We start from the raw sequence: 14,098 nt of genomic DNA, 5'->3' as shown, positions 1-14,098 counted from the left end.
CATTTGCTACTCACCTCAACCTGATCGAAAATGTTTAGTTTACTGCTGTTTCTAGGATTATTGTGCTAAATAAAAATTTTTACGAACAACCGCTTAACGAAAGAGTCCGGACCCTGCTAAGACTCGAGTTCCTATTCCGCCAGGTCCAGCACTACCTGCCGGGCGAGTCAGAATGGGATAGCCAGGGTGCACTCACTGGCCTATTCGAATTACTGACTATCTTTGGCCGAAGTGATCTAAAAACCGAAGCTATCAAAGAACTAGAACGCCTACAAACTAATCTGTCGCGTCTCCAAAAGTCCCCCCATGTGGATCGAGAACGCCTAGACGAATTCTTGCAACAGATTGAAAGCCTGGCTGACACCCTACGGGCTAATAATATGCAACTTGGGCAACAGCTTAAAGATAGCGAGTTCCTCCATAGCATCCGGCAACGATCTACTATCCCCGGTGGTGCCTGTGACTTTGATCTGCCTAACTATCACTACTGGCGAAGATCGCCGGCTGAACAACGCGTTTCGGATCTCGAAAATTGGTTTCAAGACTTTGATCCTATCCGCAACGCTACGGAATTAATTCTTCAGCTCATTCGAAGCAGTGCTCCTCCTACACCGCAAGTGGCTAAAGGGGGGTTTTATCAGCAAAATTTAGATACCCACACGCCTTACCAAATGGTCAGGGTACTGCTGCCTCCCGATAGCGATTGCTTTCCGGAAATCAGTGGGGGAAAACATCGTTTTAGCATACGCTTCATGGTTTTTTCTATTGATAAGCCAACCCAACCCGTTGAAGAAGACATCTCCTTCGAGCTATGCTGTTGTGCTATATGAGTGAGGATAGAAAACGGTATATCCATTGCCCCACCTGCGGCCGTGAAACCCTCTGGTCCCAGGAAAACCCCTGGCGTCCTTTCTGTAGCGAACGCTGCCGACTGATTGATCTCAGTGCCTGGGCCACAGAAACCCATCGGATCCCAGGAGAGGAAGTAAAACCCAGCCCTTCTTCAGAAGAGTAACAGCATTAGCTTTTAGGCCCATGCCCCCACAAGGCTCGAATAGCGGCAATACCTTGGGCCCCCCGATGCCACGCTTCCTGCAAATGCTCCAGTTCCATGCCTCCTAAGGCGTAAACGGGAAAAGGAGCTTGCGCCACCAAGGTTTGGAACCGCTCCCAACCCAAGGGGGATGCTTGTGGATGGGAAGGCGTTTCAAGGACCGGTCCGAGTACGGCAAAATCGACGCCAATTCTGGCAGCGTGGGCCAGTTGTTGAGGGTTGTGGCAGGAAGCCGCTACCCATCTATCCACTCCCAAGGGCCGTTGGGAGAGGCGCAGCAAACGCTCGCTGGTCAGATGCACCCCATCAGCGCCCAACTCCACAGCCCGGGTTGGTGAGGTATTCAGCAATAAGACTGCCTCATGCTCCAAACACAAGCGCCGAGCCTCTCGTGCCAAAGTTTGGTAATGCAGCGGACTAAGATTTTTAGCCCGCAGCTGGACCAACCGTACCCCGGCTTGCAATGACTGGAGTAAACGGTCTAAGAATACTGTCAGATCCTCAACCGGCCCCCCCGTAATAAGATAAGTGGATGGCAGACGTACCGCCGTGACGATGGGTTGGTTAGCCGCCGGGAAAGGATAGCTGCTTAAATCCGCAGGTCGAACCCATTCCACAGGTTGCCCTTCTTGGCCCCTCGCCATGCCAGAAAAGCGATCGACTCGCCACGTATGGAGCCGCACAGACCGATCCGGATAATCATGATGCACTTGTAATAAGGGGCGGGCTTGGAGGACTCGGATCCCGAGCTCTTCCCACAACTCCCTGGAAAGGGCCTGAGCTACACTCTCACCTGGATTGAGCTTGCCTCCCGGAAATTCCCACAAATTACCTTGGTGAACATGGGAAGGGCGTTTGGATAACAATACCTGGCCCTGATCATTAAAGATTGCACCTGCGGCCACCTGTAGTATCATAAAAAGAATTATTTTGTAAAACGGTGCTAAGGCCAGGTGTAATGTCGCGACTGCTGATCACTCTGGGACTCATATTGGTTGTGATAGGGGTCCTCTGGCCATGGCTAACCAAATTGGGCCTCGGCCGACTACCCGGCGATATTGTCATTGAGCGAGAAAATTTCCGTTTTTATTTCCCGATTACCACATCCATCTTAATTAGTTTGATTCTTTCCTTACTCTTTTGGCTGTTTCGCCGCTAAGCAGTTAGCCTACTTCATAATAAAGGGAATTAAATAGCTATCCTAAACTTCGAGCTTTGCTAGCCTGATCTTATTGACTTCTGTTCCCTTTAGTCCTTGAGCACATATATCGCCCCACAATAGGGGCAACGTTCCCGCCCCGTTTCTTCAATAGGGAGATAAACCCGGGGGTGGGAGTTCCATAATTCCATAGAGGGCATTGGACAAGATAAGGGTAAATCCGCGCGCGTGACCTCATAACGGCAGGCTTCATTAGCCTGGGTTCCATGGGTTGGAGAAGTATTAGTATCTGAAGTTGTTGTTTCGCTCACGGCCATATCTATTCACTGGTAGTTATTTACGGAGTTTTAGGTAATAAAGAATATTACCTGCTTTAGGGGGAGACCTCCAACATCCGAGTCAAAGCCAAGCGGGCAAGCTCAGCTTCTTCTTCGGGCACCTTGATTTGATTCACGACTTGCCCGGAAATCAAGTTTTCCAAGCTCCAGGCCAAATGCTGGGGATCAATCCGAAACATGGTTGAGCACATACATACCGTAGGTGACATAAAGTGGATAGATTTACCTTCCGTTTTGTAATGCTCACGCAAGCGATTCACCAAATTAAGCTCGGTCCCCACCAACCAACGGGTACCGGGCTCTGCCTCCCGGATAGTCTTGATGATGTATTCGGTTGAACCGACATAATGGGACTTTTGGCAGACCTCGAAGCTGTTCTCGGGATGAGAGATAACTTTTGCATCAGGATAGCGCTCCAGAAAACGATCGATATGGACCGGCTGGAACATTTGATGCACCGAACAGTGACCTTGCCAGAGGATTATCCGGGCCGCCTGAATCTGCTCCCGAGTTAACCCCCCGTAGGGCTGATTAAAATCCCAAACCACCATTTCTTCTAGCGGAATCCCCATACTATAGCCAGTATTCCGCCCCAAGTGCTGATCAGGGAAAAACAACACCTTTTCACGACGGTCAAAGGCCCATTTAAGGACAGCCTGGGCATTGCTTGAGGTACAAACGATACCCCCGTGGCGACCGCAAAAGGCCTTGAGGTTGGCGGCAGAGTTGATATAAGTGACCGGAGTCACCTCTTGTTCAGGCTCCAAAATTTCGCCTAATTCCCGCCAGGCCCGCTCCACCTTGGCTAAGTCAGCCATATCGGCCATAGCACAACCTGCGGCCATATCAGGGAGAATAGCCTTTTGTTCAGGGCGAGACAGAATATCTGCCACTTCAGCCATAAAATGGACACCACAAAAAATAATATAATGGGCATCTGAAGCAGCGGCCTGACGTGACAATTTGAGGGAGTCGCCAGAATAATCAGCAAACTGGAAAACTTCTTCCCGTTGATAGTGGTGTCCAAGGATAACGACCTGTGAGCCTAAAGCCGCTTTGGCTCTGGCAATCCGGTCCTCACACTCAGTATCACTAAGATCAATGTAGCTCTGAATTACTGCCGCTTCAGCCATCTTTTTATCTTCGCTAGGGACGGTAAAAAATAAATACTTTACTATTTTACTAAAGAATTATAACAAATAGGTAGCCCCTAATGGGTAAAAAAGAAGCGGTTGAATTTCAACAATAACGCAAGTACAGCCTCTCTCAGTCTCTCTTACAGGGGATCTTGAACGTAGCGCGTTAGCGGCTGGCCGCCTAGTTTTTCTGAAAACAGGTCCCTTCTTTCAAAAGACTCCTATTGAGATTTAATGATCTACCCCTTCTCTGGAGTTGATTTGCGCGCTCGAATCCCGAGTTCGCGTAATTGCGCCTCTGCAACCGGGCCAGGCGCCCCTGTAAGGGGACAAGTCGCCGTTTGAGTCTTGGGAAAAGCGATGACTTCTCGGATTGAAGCGCTTCCAGTCATCAACATCACCAGGCGATCCAACCCAAATGCAATCCCCCCATGGGGCGGACAACCATATTTCAGCGCATCCAATAGAAACCCGAATTTTTCCCTGGCTTCTTCATCGCCAATCCCTAACAAACGAAAAACTTGAGTCTGGACCTGGGAGCGAAAGATACGCATAGAGCCCCCCCCCACCTCAGTACCATTTAGCACTAAATCATAGGCGCGAGACCGACAAGCGCCTGGATCTTGCTCCAGCAGGGGAAGGTCTTCCTCTTTAGGAGAAGTAAAAGGATGGTGTAAAGCACTCCAGCGGCTACTGGTCTCATCCCACTCGAACATGGGAAAATCTATCACCCAAAGAGGGCGCCAGCCATGTTCCACTAAGCCGTGGTCGTGGCCTAGCTTCTCTCGCAAAGCTCCAAGAGCTTCATTGACAATGGAAGCTTTGTCAGCGCCAAAAAAGATGACATCTCCATCCTCAGCACCCGTGCGGTCCAGAATGGCGCCAATCACCTCATCAGGCAAGAACTTAAGGATAGGAGACTGCAATCCCTCCCGCCCCCGACGACGCTCAACCACCTTAATATAGGCCAAACCCTTGGCACCATAGATAGCCACAAACTTAGTGTAGTCATCAATCTCTTTACGGCTAAGCTTGCCACCACCAGGTAACCGTAGCGCAGCGACTCGCCCGTCCCGATCTTGGGCCGGTTCGGCAAAGACCTTAAACTCCACCATCTTCATCAAATCCCCTACTTCCACCAATCTTAGGGGAATACGCAAATCAGGCTTGTCCAAACCAAAGCAGGCCAAAGCCTCGGCGTAGGGCATCCGAATGAACGGCGTGTGGAGGGGTACTTCTAATACCGTGGCAAATAGCTCCTTAATCATCTCTTCCATCAACCCCATAAACTCATCCTCATGAAGGAATGAAGTCTCTATGTCGAGCTGAGTAAACTCGGGTTGACGGTCAGCCCGCAAATCCTCATCGCGAAAACAACGCACCATCTGATAGTAACGGTCCACCCCGGCAATCATTAGGAGCTGTTTGAACAATTGGGGGGACTGAGGTAAAGCAAAAAATTGGCCAGGATGAGTCCGGCTTGGAACCAGAAAATCACGGGCACCCTCGGGAGTCGACTTAGTCAGAACGGGGGTATCGATATCGAGAAATCCCCGCTCATCCAAAAACTTGCGCAGTTGTCGGATAATTTCCGAGCGGAACCGCAGACGCTGCAAACTTTCCGGCCGCCGGAGGTCAATGTAACGATAGCGCAGCCGGACTTCCTCGCTCACCTCTAATTTTTCATCAACGGGAAACGGCGGCGTTTCTGAAGCATTCAGTAAAACAAGCTCCTGACTCAGTACTTCAATTTTGCCCGTCTTTAGATCCGGATTTTCAGTCCCTTCCGGTCGGTGCCGCACCCGGCCCTTGACTTGGAGGACATATTCACTCCGTACCTGCTCAGCATGCCTAAAATTTTCGGGAGAATCCTCTGGGTCAAAGACCAATTGGATTAAGCCCTCCCGATCACGGAGATCAATAAAAATCACACCTCCATGGTCTCGGCGGCGGTTTACCCAACCGCAAAGGGTGACTTCTTGATCAATATGGGCTTCAGAAAGGTCGCCGCAATAGTGGCTGCGCATGGAGAAATCCTTAACATATACTAGGAAACGTTAAAACAAAATGACGAATATTACGGCTTCACGGTCAGCCTGTGCAACAAGGCTAGAATTTTGCCCTTACCTAAATCCCACAGGATTTACACTATAGCCTCGGAGTTGTCCTTCCCGCATAGGCAGCTATCCCGTTTTTTCAGGCAGCGATTAGATTTCCGCCTACGCGGGAATAACCCATTGCGTATCTAATCCGTCATCATCGAACATGATAAACGCAATAGCTAAAGAGTTCCCATTCCCGCTAACCCGAGGTAGCGGCAGGGGAACTGTCTGTCGGTTTAGCCGCAGGGGCTCCCGCCTGCTTGTCCTTGGCTTTTCCAGAATCTTCTTTATCTTTAGAGCCGTCGCTAGAACTCACCACGTTTCGCTTGTCACCGTTTTTAAAATCAGTTTCGTACCACCCCCCACCTTTGAGCCGAAACCCAACGGCAGACACTAATTTACGTAATTGCCCTTCGCCACAAGAGGGACATTCCCGTAATGGCTCATCGGCTATCTTTTGCAACAGCTCCATTTCGTGACCACAAGCCTGGCAGCGATATTCATAGATGGGCATAGTCCAATTCCTCATTCCATTTCAACGTTTAAGTATAGGTAGGGAAATCAAAATAAACTAAAAAATCAAAAAATTAACGTCACATTAATCGTGCTCTTTAGGCTCACAAGGGCGCTGGTAGAGGGACCTTTTTAGCATCCTATTAAGCCACCTGCTCAATATGGGGACAATATGTTCTATTTCAACGCCTTTGCGGATTAATGGGGGGGTGTTACAATTTCCGCTTTCTTAATATGAGTTCTGTAGACTCAGTTGCCTTGGCACAACAGCTATGCCTTTCTCACCTCTTCATCTTTTGCTTGCTTTTTTCCTTATCAGCTTTCTGATAGCCTTTATCCAAATCGGGGCCTTGACCTTGGCCGTGGAAAAATTAGGCCTTTCTCCTGAGTCTGCGGCGATACTCTTGTTTGGATCTTTGTTTGGAAGCCTTATTAACCTGCCATTATTTTCCATCACCGCGCAATGCCCTCCCGAATCATTCCAGAGCAAATCCCGGTTGGGCCTACTGCGCCCACCACAAAGACCTTTTCACGGGAAGACAATAATTGCGGTCAATGCGGGAGGATGCCTCATCCCTTTGACTTTCTCGCTCTATTTATTTCAAAACAGCGGCCTAGCGTTAAATCAGGCGATTCTAGGAATTGCTGCGGTCAGTACAGTGAGTTATCTTTTTAGCCGGCCCATACCGGGGATGGGAATTGGGATGCCTATCTTTATTGCTCCCCTTTCTGCGGCGCTTGCCGCCCAGCTCATCGCTCCTGAGTATCGGGCACCTCTCGCTTATATTGCCGGGACCCTGGGAGTTTTACTTGGCGCAGATATTTTGCGCCTCAAGGATGTTCGTCAGATGGGCACGCCAATCGCTTCCATCGGCGGCGCCGGTACATTTGACGGTATTTTTATCACCGGTATCCTCGCCGTTCTGCTGGCTTAACCCATCATGACCAAGTTTTCCGGCTCTTTGTGGTAGAATTGCGCGATGCAAACACCGCTCCAGACTTCTTTTAGTTGAATATTAAAGCAATTATTAAATAACAATTCTCGTCATCTGCCTTTAGTTAAGGGAGCAAAATATATGAGCACAGATAGCGTCGATCAGGGCAAACGCCGCTTTTTGACGACTACTGCGACAGTGGTCGGAGGGGTTGGCATAGGCTTTACAGCAGTACCATTTGTCAAGTCCATGCAACCTAGCGAGCGAGCTCAAGCTGCTGGCGCCCCCGTAGAAGTCGATATCAGCAATCTTGAACCTGGCCAACTTATGACCGTTGAATGGCGTGGTAAACCGGTCTGGATTCTCCGCCGAACCCAGGAAGAGATAGAAAGTGTAGAGGCGCTTACAGAGAGCAGTACGCTCCGTGACCCCTTAAGCGAAGAGGAATCTCAACAACCCCCCTTCGCCCAGAACATTTATCGTTCCATTGAACCTGACGTCCTCGTAGTCATCGGGATTTGCACCCACTTGGGCTGCTCCCCCACCTTCCGCCCGGAGGTTGCCCCACCTGATTTAGGCCCTGATTGGCAAGGTGGATTTTTCTGCCCTTGCCACGGTTCTCGTTTTGACATGTCGGGTCGGGTCTACGCAGGAGTCCCCGCACCGACAAATCTAATAGTGCCGCCCTATCGTTTCCTTGCGGAAAACCGTCTTCTGATTGGTGAAACCCCAGTTGGTGAAACCCCAGGGGAGGCAGCCTAATGAAAAAAATTATAAATCAAACATTTAAATGGATTGATAACCGCCTTCCACTCTCCAAACTATGGAAGGAGCATGCGTCGGAATACTACGCGCCAAAAAATTTCAATATTTGGTATTTTTTTGGTTCTCTGGCCATGTTGGTGCTGGTTATCCAGTTGGTCACTGGGCTCTTCTTGACCATGAATTACAAACCAGCGGCTGATCTAGCCTTCGGCTCTGTTGAATACATCATGCGGGATGTGGAATGGGGCTGGTTAATCCGTTACATGCATTCTACTGGGGCCTCCGCATTTTTTATTCTGATCTATCTCCACATGTTCCGCGGAATAATTTATGGCTCCCATAAGAAACCCCGGGAAATGGTGTGGATCATCGGAGTATTAATATACCTTACCCTGGTGGCAGAGGCGTTTATGGGTTACTTGCTACCCTGGGGACAAATGTCCTACTGGGGTGCCCAGGTCACCATCTCTCTCTTTGGGGCTTTTCCAATCATTGGCGAAGGCTTAGCCGAATGGATTCGCGGCGATTATGTAGTCTCTGACGCCACCTTAAACCGCTTCTTCGCCTTCCATGTATTTCTAATGCCCTTGCTGCTGATTGCACTGGTCGTCGCTCACATTATGGCGCTGCACGAAACAGGTTCCAACAACCCAGACGGAGTAGAAATCAAAGAGAAAAAAGGCTCCAATGGTCTCCCCTTAGACGGCATTCCGTTCCACCCTTATTATACTGTCAAAGATTTGTGGGGATTTGGGATCTTTCTGTTCCTATTTGCCTGGGTCGTTTTCTATGCGCCTGAGCTAGGGGGATGGTTCTTGGAACATCCTAACTTCGAACCGGCCAATCCCCTAGCCACACCGGAGCATATCAGACCTCTGTGGTATCTCACTCCTTTCTACTCCATATTGCGATCGATACCTGACAAGTTATTAGGTGTCATCGCCATGGATGCTGCCATCTTCCTATGGTTTTTCCTGCCCTGGCTGGATCGCAGTCCGGTCAAATCTATCCGTTACCGGGGGCTGTTTTTTAAGTCTGCCATAGGACTCTTTGTTATTAGCTTTGTGGGATTAGGCTATCTGGGCACACAACCTGCCACACCGCTGCTGACCATGTTTGCCAGGGTATTTTCAGCCTTTTATTTTGCTTTCTTCCTGCTAATGCCGATCTACACCAAACTGGACAAAACTAAACCCGTTCCAGAAAGGGTGACCTCAAAATGAAAAGAATTATTGCTTGTTTGTTCCTCTTCTTCTCATCGACCACGTTAGTTTGGGCCGTATCAAACAGCTATCCTTTGGATAGTGTGGAGATCGATCTCAACGATAAGGCCTCCTTGCAACGGGGTGCACAGGTTTTCGTTAATTACTGCCTCAGCTGCCATTCAGCCCAATACATGCGCTATAGCCGAATGGCAGAGGACCTGGATCTAACCGAAGAGCAGGTTGCTGATAACCTGATGCTTACCACGGATAAGATCCATGACGCCATGACTATCGCTATGAAACCCGAGAATGCCGAACGCTGGTTTGGTGTCGCTCCGCCAGACTTATCTTTGGTGGCTCGTTCCCGAGGCCCCGCCTGGTTGCATACTTACCTGCGAACCTTTTACTTGGATCCAAACCGTCCCACCGGGGTTAATAATCTGGTATTCAAGGATACGGCCATGCCTCATGTGTTGTGGCCCCTGCAAGGATGGCAACAACTTGCGGGTAAGAAAGAGGAAGAGGGGGATGAAACCCACAGCACAGAGTTTGAATTGGCCGTTGAAGGGGCCCTGACTCCCAGCGAGTACGAGCAGATGCTAGATGACTTGGTTAATTTTATGACCTATGTGAGCGAACCTGCTCGGCTTGAGCGGGAAAAACTTGGCCCTTGGGTGCTGCTCTACATCGCACTCTTTTGTGGCGTTGCCTATTTCCTCAAAAAGGAATATTGGAAAGACGTTCATTGAGGTAAGATAATTCGGACAGTTTTTGCCCAGCTCAACCCCTGCTTCAACCGGATCCAATTGAGCAAATGCCGGTAAAGTTTGAGGGTGGACCGTCAGCTGGCAAAAACTGTCCAACGCCCTGTGACTATATAAATCAAAATATTCATAAGGGTGCTCACAGGAGTAGGAATGTGGGGAAGAAGGTTCTATGGCCCTTTCACCTAGTAAGCGTTCTATAACAACCTTATATTCAGATCCTTTATGCCCGCTTTGCCACCGTACCCGTATCGTCGTGGCAGAAAAGAATATTTCCACAGATATCATTGATATAGATCCAGATCGTTTGCCGGAGGACTTGGTTCAGCTCAATCCGTACAACTCGACTCCTACTCTTGTGGATCGGGATCTGGTATTGTACGAATCACAGGTCATCATGGAATATTTCGATGAGCGATTTCCCCATCCCCCCTTAATGCCGGTAGATCCCATTTCCAGGGCACGTATTCGACTTATGCTTTACCGTATTGATCGGGAGTGGTACCGCTTGCTTGGCAATACACCTCGATCTAGCATAGGGCCTAAAGCTCGCAAAATGCTGATCGAGGATCTCACCGTATTGAGCCCAGCTTTCGAAAAAACACCTTTCTTTATGAATGAAGAGTTTTCTTTGTTAGACTGCGCCTTAGCGCCTCTGCTATGGCGGTTGCCCGCTCTAGACGTTAAGCTACCCCCTCAAGCGAAGCTTGTTGAGGAATATGCTAATCGTATTTTCTCCCGGGATTCTTTCCAGAAAAGTCTGAGCAATGCGGAGCGGGAAATACGAGCAAAAAACACCACTACCGTCTGAAGGGATCCAAGCACGTCATGGTTGATAACCCCACCCCCCCCATGACCTCCAGCCGCCCTTACCTAATTCGGGCCTTATACCAGTGGATTGTCGATAATGGTTTAACCCCTCACCTACTGGTAGATGCTGCAATGCCCGGTGTTAATGTTCCTCCACAGCATGTCACTGATGGCAAAATCGTTCTCAATGTCCATCCCAACTCTGTGCGTGAGCTTTCTCTCGAAAATGACTGGATCAGCTTTTCTGCCCGCTTCTCCGGTAGCCCCTACAAAGTGATCTTTCCCGTTCGCGCTACTTTGGCTATTTATGCCCGGGAGAACGGACAGGGAATGGTTTTTCCAGAAGAGGATAACGGTGGCGGCGGTCCCTCTCCACCTTCTTCCGACAAAGGGGATCGCAAACCCTCTTTGCGAGTAGTCAAATAGCTGGCTACCTGATTGGTTCCCTTTTCGCCAAAAACCCCTCCTTTTTATCCACCAAGGAAATATGGTAGTCAGTAAGAATAGCTTTAATCTGCTCTTTTCTGCGATCCAAAAAATCCTGAATCGTGGCTTTCCATGCGTCCTCGCCTCGACGAACTCCCATTGATACCGCGTACTCTAAACGTATATTCGGCTCACTATGTAAGGGGATCAGCACTAAACTTTCCGGACTTTTAGCGGCAAAGTAGCCCGCAATAGGCCCCCAAATTAATGCCACATCAAATTTGCCTTCTAAAAGATCGGTCTCCAATATCCGGCCGTGGTAAGCCTCTACATCGCCTGTTTGCAGCTGATAAGAGAGCGCCTGATCCAGAATATGGTATTTCACCAGAAGATCGACCCCCGGCGTACGGTCAAAGACCGCCACCTTGAGGCGTCTGCCCTGCTCCTGCCGAAGGGTCGCAATATCTTGAACACTTTTGAGGTCCAACCCGCTCTTCTTGCGGTAAACCATGGTGTAGGTTGATTGATAATAGGGCTTAGTGGTTGCAACCAAGTCGTAACCCGTCGGTACGCCCAAAACCAAATCGCAGCGATATCGTTTCTCAGCAGGAACAGGTTTTTTGAGGGTATTCCGAATAAACCCTATTCGCTGTGGAAACCAGATATATACTCTAAATCCCAACCTAAATCTTTCGCAAAAAGCTCGGCAATTTTGTTTTCAAATCCGCGCTTTTGACGGTCAGAATAGGGTAGATTATTGGGATCGGCGCAGACTCTTAGGACTTTCCGTTATTCTCCCCTACCGTTTGGGAGAGGGCAGGCACCATAGTAAATAGTATCACTAGCGCCATCCCCAAAATCACAAAAAATTTCTTTACAAACTCACCCATCTCTCTAGACTCCCAGCAAGTGTCATGGGGCATAAGGTCATCATTTCTTAGTTTAGCTGAGGTTAAAATCAGGAAGGAATTTCTAATGAAGCGCCTGGTACCCTTTTCACGGGGTGCCAGACATCCATTTCCTATTGATCTTGGGAAACGATCATGGAAGGGTAAATACCGTCAGGGTACCGCCTAAATTGGTCCAATCTTCAAGAGAGCGGTAAGCGCCCACCGCACCCAGACCTTCCGTCTCTCCCTGTAAGCCAGCAGCCATGCCAATCCCCGCCCAGCCACCAAGACCGGAGAGGACGGCCAGATACTGCTTACCCTGGTGTTGATAAGTCATCACTTTGCCAATAATGCCTGAGGGGGTCTTGAAGTGATAGAGTTCACGGCCACTTTTGGCATCCACCACTTTGAGATAACCTTCTAAGGTCCCATAAGTCACAATATCACCTGCGGTAGCCAGGGTACCACTCCATACGGAAAAGCGCTCAGGGATTTCCCAAACGATTTTACCCTCCCGAGCATCCCAGGCGAAGAACCGACCTAGATGGGTAGAGCCATCCCACAACACCTTACCACCTGGAAACATCGTCAGCGTCGCCCCCACATAGGGTTGACCTGCCGTGTAGCTTACCTCGAAGGGCTCATAGTTCATACACACGTGGTTGGCAGGCACATAGAAGAGGCCCGTCCGGGGTGAGAAGGCGACCGGCTGTTGGTCTTTAGAACCTAGGGCCGCTGGGCAGATATTGGTAGTATTAACATCCTGTCCATTTTGGTGGGTCGAGTAGCGGGGATCCACCTGTGGACGCCCCGTCTCCATATCAACGTGAGTAGCCCAGTTCACGATGGGATCAAACTTCTCAGCGACCAGTAGCTCTCCCGTGACCCGATCCAGGGTATAACTAAAGCCGTTGCGGTCCAGATGCACCAAAAGCCTACGCTCCTCACCGTCAATCTTCTGGTCAACCAGCACCATCTCATTGACGCCGTCATAGTCCCATTCATCATGGGGAGTCATCTGATAAGCCTATTTGGCAATACCCGTATCAAGATCCCGGGCAAAAATAGTCATAGACCAACGATTATCACCGGGTCGCTGCAGTGGATTCCAAGTACCGGGATTGGCGGTCCCGTAATACACCAAATTTAATTCCGGATCATAGGCAAACCAACCCCAGGTGGTGCCGCCGCCAATTTTCCACTGATCCCCTTCCCAGCTTTCAAGGCTAGAAATTTTACCTACCGGCTTTAAAAGATGGGTGGTCTTTTCAGGGTCAATGAGCATTTCCTCGTCTGGCCCAGTGCTATAGGCTTTCCAAATTCTCTCGCCGGAGTTCACGTCATAAGCTTCGAGATAGCCGCGAACACTTTGTCCTTAAAGACATGGGGAGCACCAGTGGAGGTTGCCCCTTGCTTTGGATCATCACGCTTGACCGACCGGGCGACCTTACCGGTCTTGGCATCCAACGCAACGAGGGTGGTGTCGGCCTGGGCCAGAAAAATCTTGCCGTCCCCATAAGCCAAACCCCGATTGATGGTATCACAACACATGACGGGAACGGTTTCCTCATAATTTTGCACCGGCTCGTACTTCCACCTAATCGCCCCCTCCTCATCCAAATCCAGGGCAAATACTTTATTAGGAAAAGGGGTGTGAACATACATCGTGCCATCGATAACCAAGGGATTACCCTCATGGCCCCGTAGTACGCCGGTGGAAAAAGTCCATGCTACTCGCAAATCTTTGGCGTTGTCAGTGTTGATTTGATCGAGCTTGCTGTAACGCTGGTTATCGTAGTTGCCCGCGGGCATTATCCAGTTATCAGAATTTTTCTGCATCTCCAGGAGTTCATCAGCAACGGCGAGTTCCATTCCTGACATTATTAATGCCAGTATCGCCAATGAGACCGTCCTCAGCTTCATCGTCATCACCCTCTCCAGCTAGAATTTAGCTTGAAATTTATTGCCTTGCTGCTATTATTGCTGTAGCTAAGCGAAGCT

The 14,098-nt window shown here is 49.6% G+C and carries 17 protein-coding genes and 1 pseudogene; 9 read left to right on the top strand and 9 right to left on the bottom strand.

Translation table 11 applies throughout. The features are described 5' to 3' along the window. Positions 1–62 precede the first annotated feature (62 nt). Entirely contained in the window at positions 63–830 is a 768-nt protein-coding gene (zapD, locus tag E3U44_RS04800) for a cell division protein ZapD (RefSeq protein WP_134356916.1), read from the top strand. Further along, a complete protein-coding gene (locus E3U44_RS04795; protein ID WP_134356915.1) occupies positions 827–1,015 on the top strand; it encodes a DNA gyrase inhibitor YacG in 189 nt (62 codons plus the stop codon). Before zapD ends, E3U44_RS04795 begins: the two co-directional genes overlap by 4 nt. Before the next feature lie 5 nt (positions 1,016–1,020). Here the strand turns inward: E3U44_RS04795 and E3U44_RS04790 are convergent, their stop codons facing one another. After that, positions 1,021–1,971, bottom strand: a complete 951-nt coding sequence (locus E3U44_RS04790; RefSeq protein WP_134356914.1) for a Nudix family hydrolase — start codon at positions 1,969–1,971, stop codon at positions 1,021–1,023. A 41-nt stretch (positions 1,972–2,012) separates the two neighbouring features. Between E3U44_RS04790 and E3U44_RS04785 the strand changes: the two genes are divergently transcribed. Further along, entirely contained in the window at positions 2,013–2,213 is a 201-nt protein-coding gene (locus E3U44_RS04785; RefSeq protein WP_134356913.1) for a DUF2905 domain-containing protein, read from the top strand. 89 nt (positions 2,214–2,302) lie between these two features. Here the strand turns inward: E3U44_RS04785 and E3U44_RS04780 are convergent, their stop codons facing one another. The 4 genes from E3U44_RS04780 to E3U44_RS04765 all read right to left on the bottom strand — a co-directional run bounded on the left by E3U44_RS04780 (position 2,303) and on the right by E3U44_RS04765 (position 6,303). Beyond that, positions 2,303–2,530, bottom strand: a complete 228-nt coding sequence (locus E3U44_RS04780; RefSeq protein WP_134356912.1) for a zinc-finger domain-containing protein — start codon at positions 2,528–2,530, stop codon at positions 2,303–2,305. 56 nt (positions 2,531–2,586) lie between these two features. Then, the gene (gene nadA, locus E3U44_RS04775) at positions 2,587–3,684 is read right to left on the bottom strand and encodes a quinolinate synthase NadA (protein ID WP_134356911.1); all 1,098 of its coding nucleotides are present in this window, start codon (positions 3,682–3,684) and stop codon (positions 2,587–2,589) included. A gap of 242 nt (positions 3,685–3,926) precedes the next feature. After that, positions 3,927–5,714: an aspartate--tRNA ligase gene (gene aspS, locus E3U44_RS04770; RefSeq protein ID WP_134356910.1), complete on the bottom strand. Its 1,788-nt coding sequence runs from the start codon at positions 5,712–5,714 to the stop codon at positions 3,927–3,929. A 274-nt stretch (positions 5,715–5,988) separates the two neighbouring features. Further along, a complete protein-coding gene (locus E3U44_RS04765) occupies positions 5,989–6,303 on the bottom strand; it encodes an FmdB family zinc ribbon protein (protein ID WP_134356909.1) in 315 nt (104 codons plus the stop codon). Between the two features lie 271 nt (positions 6,304–6,574). Here E3U44_RS04765 and E3U44_RS04760 point away from each other — a divergent pair, with 271 nt between their 5' ends. The 6 genes from E3U44_RS04760 to E3U44_RS04735 all read left to right on the top strand — a co-directional run bounded on the left by E3U44_RS04760 (position 6,575) and on the right by E3U44_RS04735 (position 11,207). Beyond that, complete coding sequence (locus tag E3U44_RS04760) at positions 6,575–7,237, top strand: DUF1614 domain-containing protein (RefSeq protein WP_134356908.1); 663 nt, start codon at positions 6,575–6,577, stop codon at positions 7,235–7,237. Between the two features lie 141 nt (positions 7,238–7,378). Then, positions 7,379–7,999, top strand: a complete 621-nt coding sequence (gene petA, locus E3U44_RS04755) for a ubiquinol-cytochrome c reductase iron-sulfur subunit (protein ID WP_134356907.1) — start codon at positions 7,379–7,381, stop codon at positions 7,997–7,999. Beyond that, entirely contained in the window at positions 7,999–9,225 is a 1,227-nt protein-coding gene (locus tag E3U44_RS04750) for a cytochrome b (RefSeq protein WP_134356906.1), read from the top strand. Before petA ends, E3U44_RS04750 begins: the two co-directional genes overlap by 1 nt. Continuing rightward, on the top strand, positions 9,222–9,956 hold the full coding sequence (locus E3U44_RS04745; protein ID WP_134356905.1) for a cytochrome c1: 735 nt from the start codon (positions 9,222–9,224) through the stop codon (positions 9,954–9,956). The genes E3U44_RS04750 and E3U44_RS04745 overlap by 4 nt, the downstream gene beginning before the upstream one ends. Before the next feature lie 187 nt (positions 9,957–10,143). Further along, positions 10,144–10,782 carry a glutathione S-transferase N-terminal domain-containing protein gene (locus tag E3U44_RS04740; RefSeq protein WP_134356904.1) on the top strand — a complete coding sequence of 213 codons (639 nt, stop codon included), beginning with the start codon at positions 10,144–10,146 and terminating at the stop codon, positions 10,780–10,782. Positions 10,783–10,799: 17 nt separating this feature from the next. Continuing rightward, positions 10,800–11,207, top strand: a complete 408-nt coding sequence (locus E3U44_RS04735; RefSeq protein ID WP_134356903.1) for a ClpXP protease specificity-enhancing factor — start codon at positions 10,800–10,802, stop codon at positions 11,205–11,207. Positions 11,208–11,211: 4 nt separating this feature from the next. Here E3U44_RS04735 and E3U44_RS04730 read toward each other — a convergent pair whose 3' ends face one another. From E3U44_RS04730 to E3U44_RS20275, 4 genes and pseudogenes are all read right to left on the bottom strand, one after another. Beyond that, complete coding sequence (locus E3U44_RS04730; RefSeq protein ID WP_134356902.1) at positions 11,212–11,889, bottom strand: transporter substrate-binding domain-containing protein; 678 nt, start codon at positions 11,887–11,889, stop codon at positions 11,212–11,214. A gap of 359 nt (positions 11,890–12,248) precedes the next feature. Next, the gene (locus E3U44_RS20780; protein WP_476703568.1) at positions 12,249–12,683 is read right to left on the bottom strand and encodes a hypothetical protein; all 435 of its coding nucleotides are present in this window, start codon (positions 12,681–12,683) and stop codon (positions 12,249–12,251) included. A gap of 339 nt (positions 12,684–13,022) precedes the next feature. Beyond that, positions 13,023–13,436, bottom strand: a pseudogene (locus tag E3U44_RS20280) (PQQ-dependent dehydrogenase, methanol/ethanol family); the annotation flags it as partial. After that, the gene (locus E3U44_RS20275) at positions 13,433–14,026 is read right to left on the bottom strand and encodes an outer membrane protein assembly factor BamB family protein (protein ID WP_276321960.1); all 594 of its coding nucleotides are present in this window, start codon (positions 14,024–14,026) and stop codon (positions 13,433–13,435) included. The pseudogene E3U44_RS20280 and the gene E3U44_RS20275, both read right to left, overlap by 4 nt. Between the last annotated feature and the right edge of the window lie 72 nt (positions 14,027–14,098).

Source organism: Nitrosococcus wardiae, from assembly GCF_004421105.1.
GTDB classification, from domain to species: domain Bacteria; phylum Pseudomonadota; class Gammaproteobacteria; order Nitrosococcales; family Nitrosococcaceae; genus Nitrosococcus; species Nitrosococcus wardiae.
The sequence above is the reverse complement of the archived record's forward strand: the minus strand, read 5'-3'. Positions and strand labels throughout refer to the sequence as shown.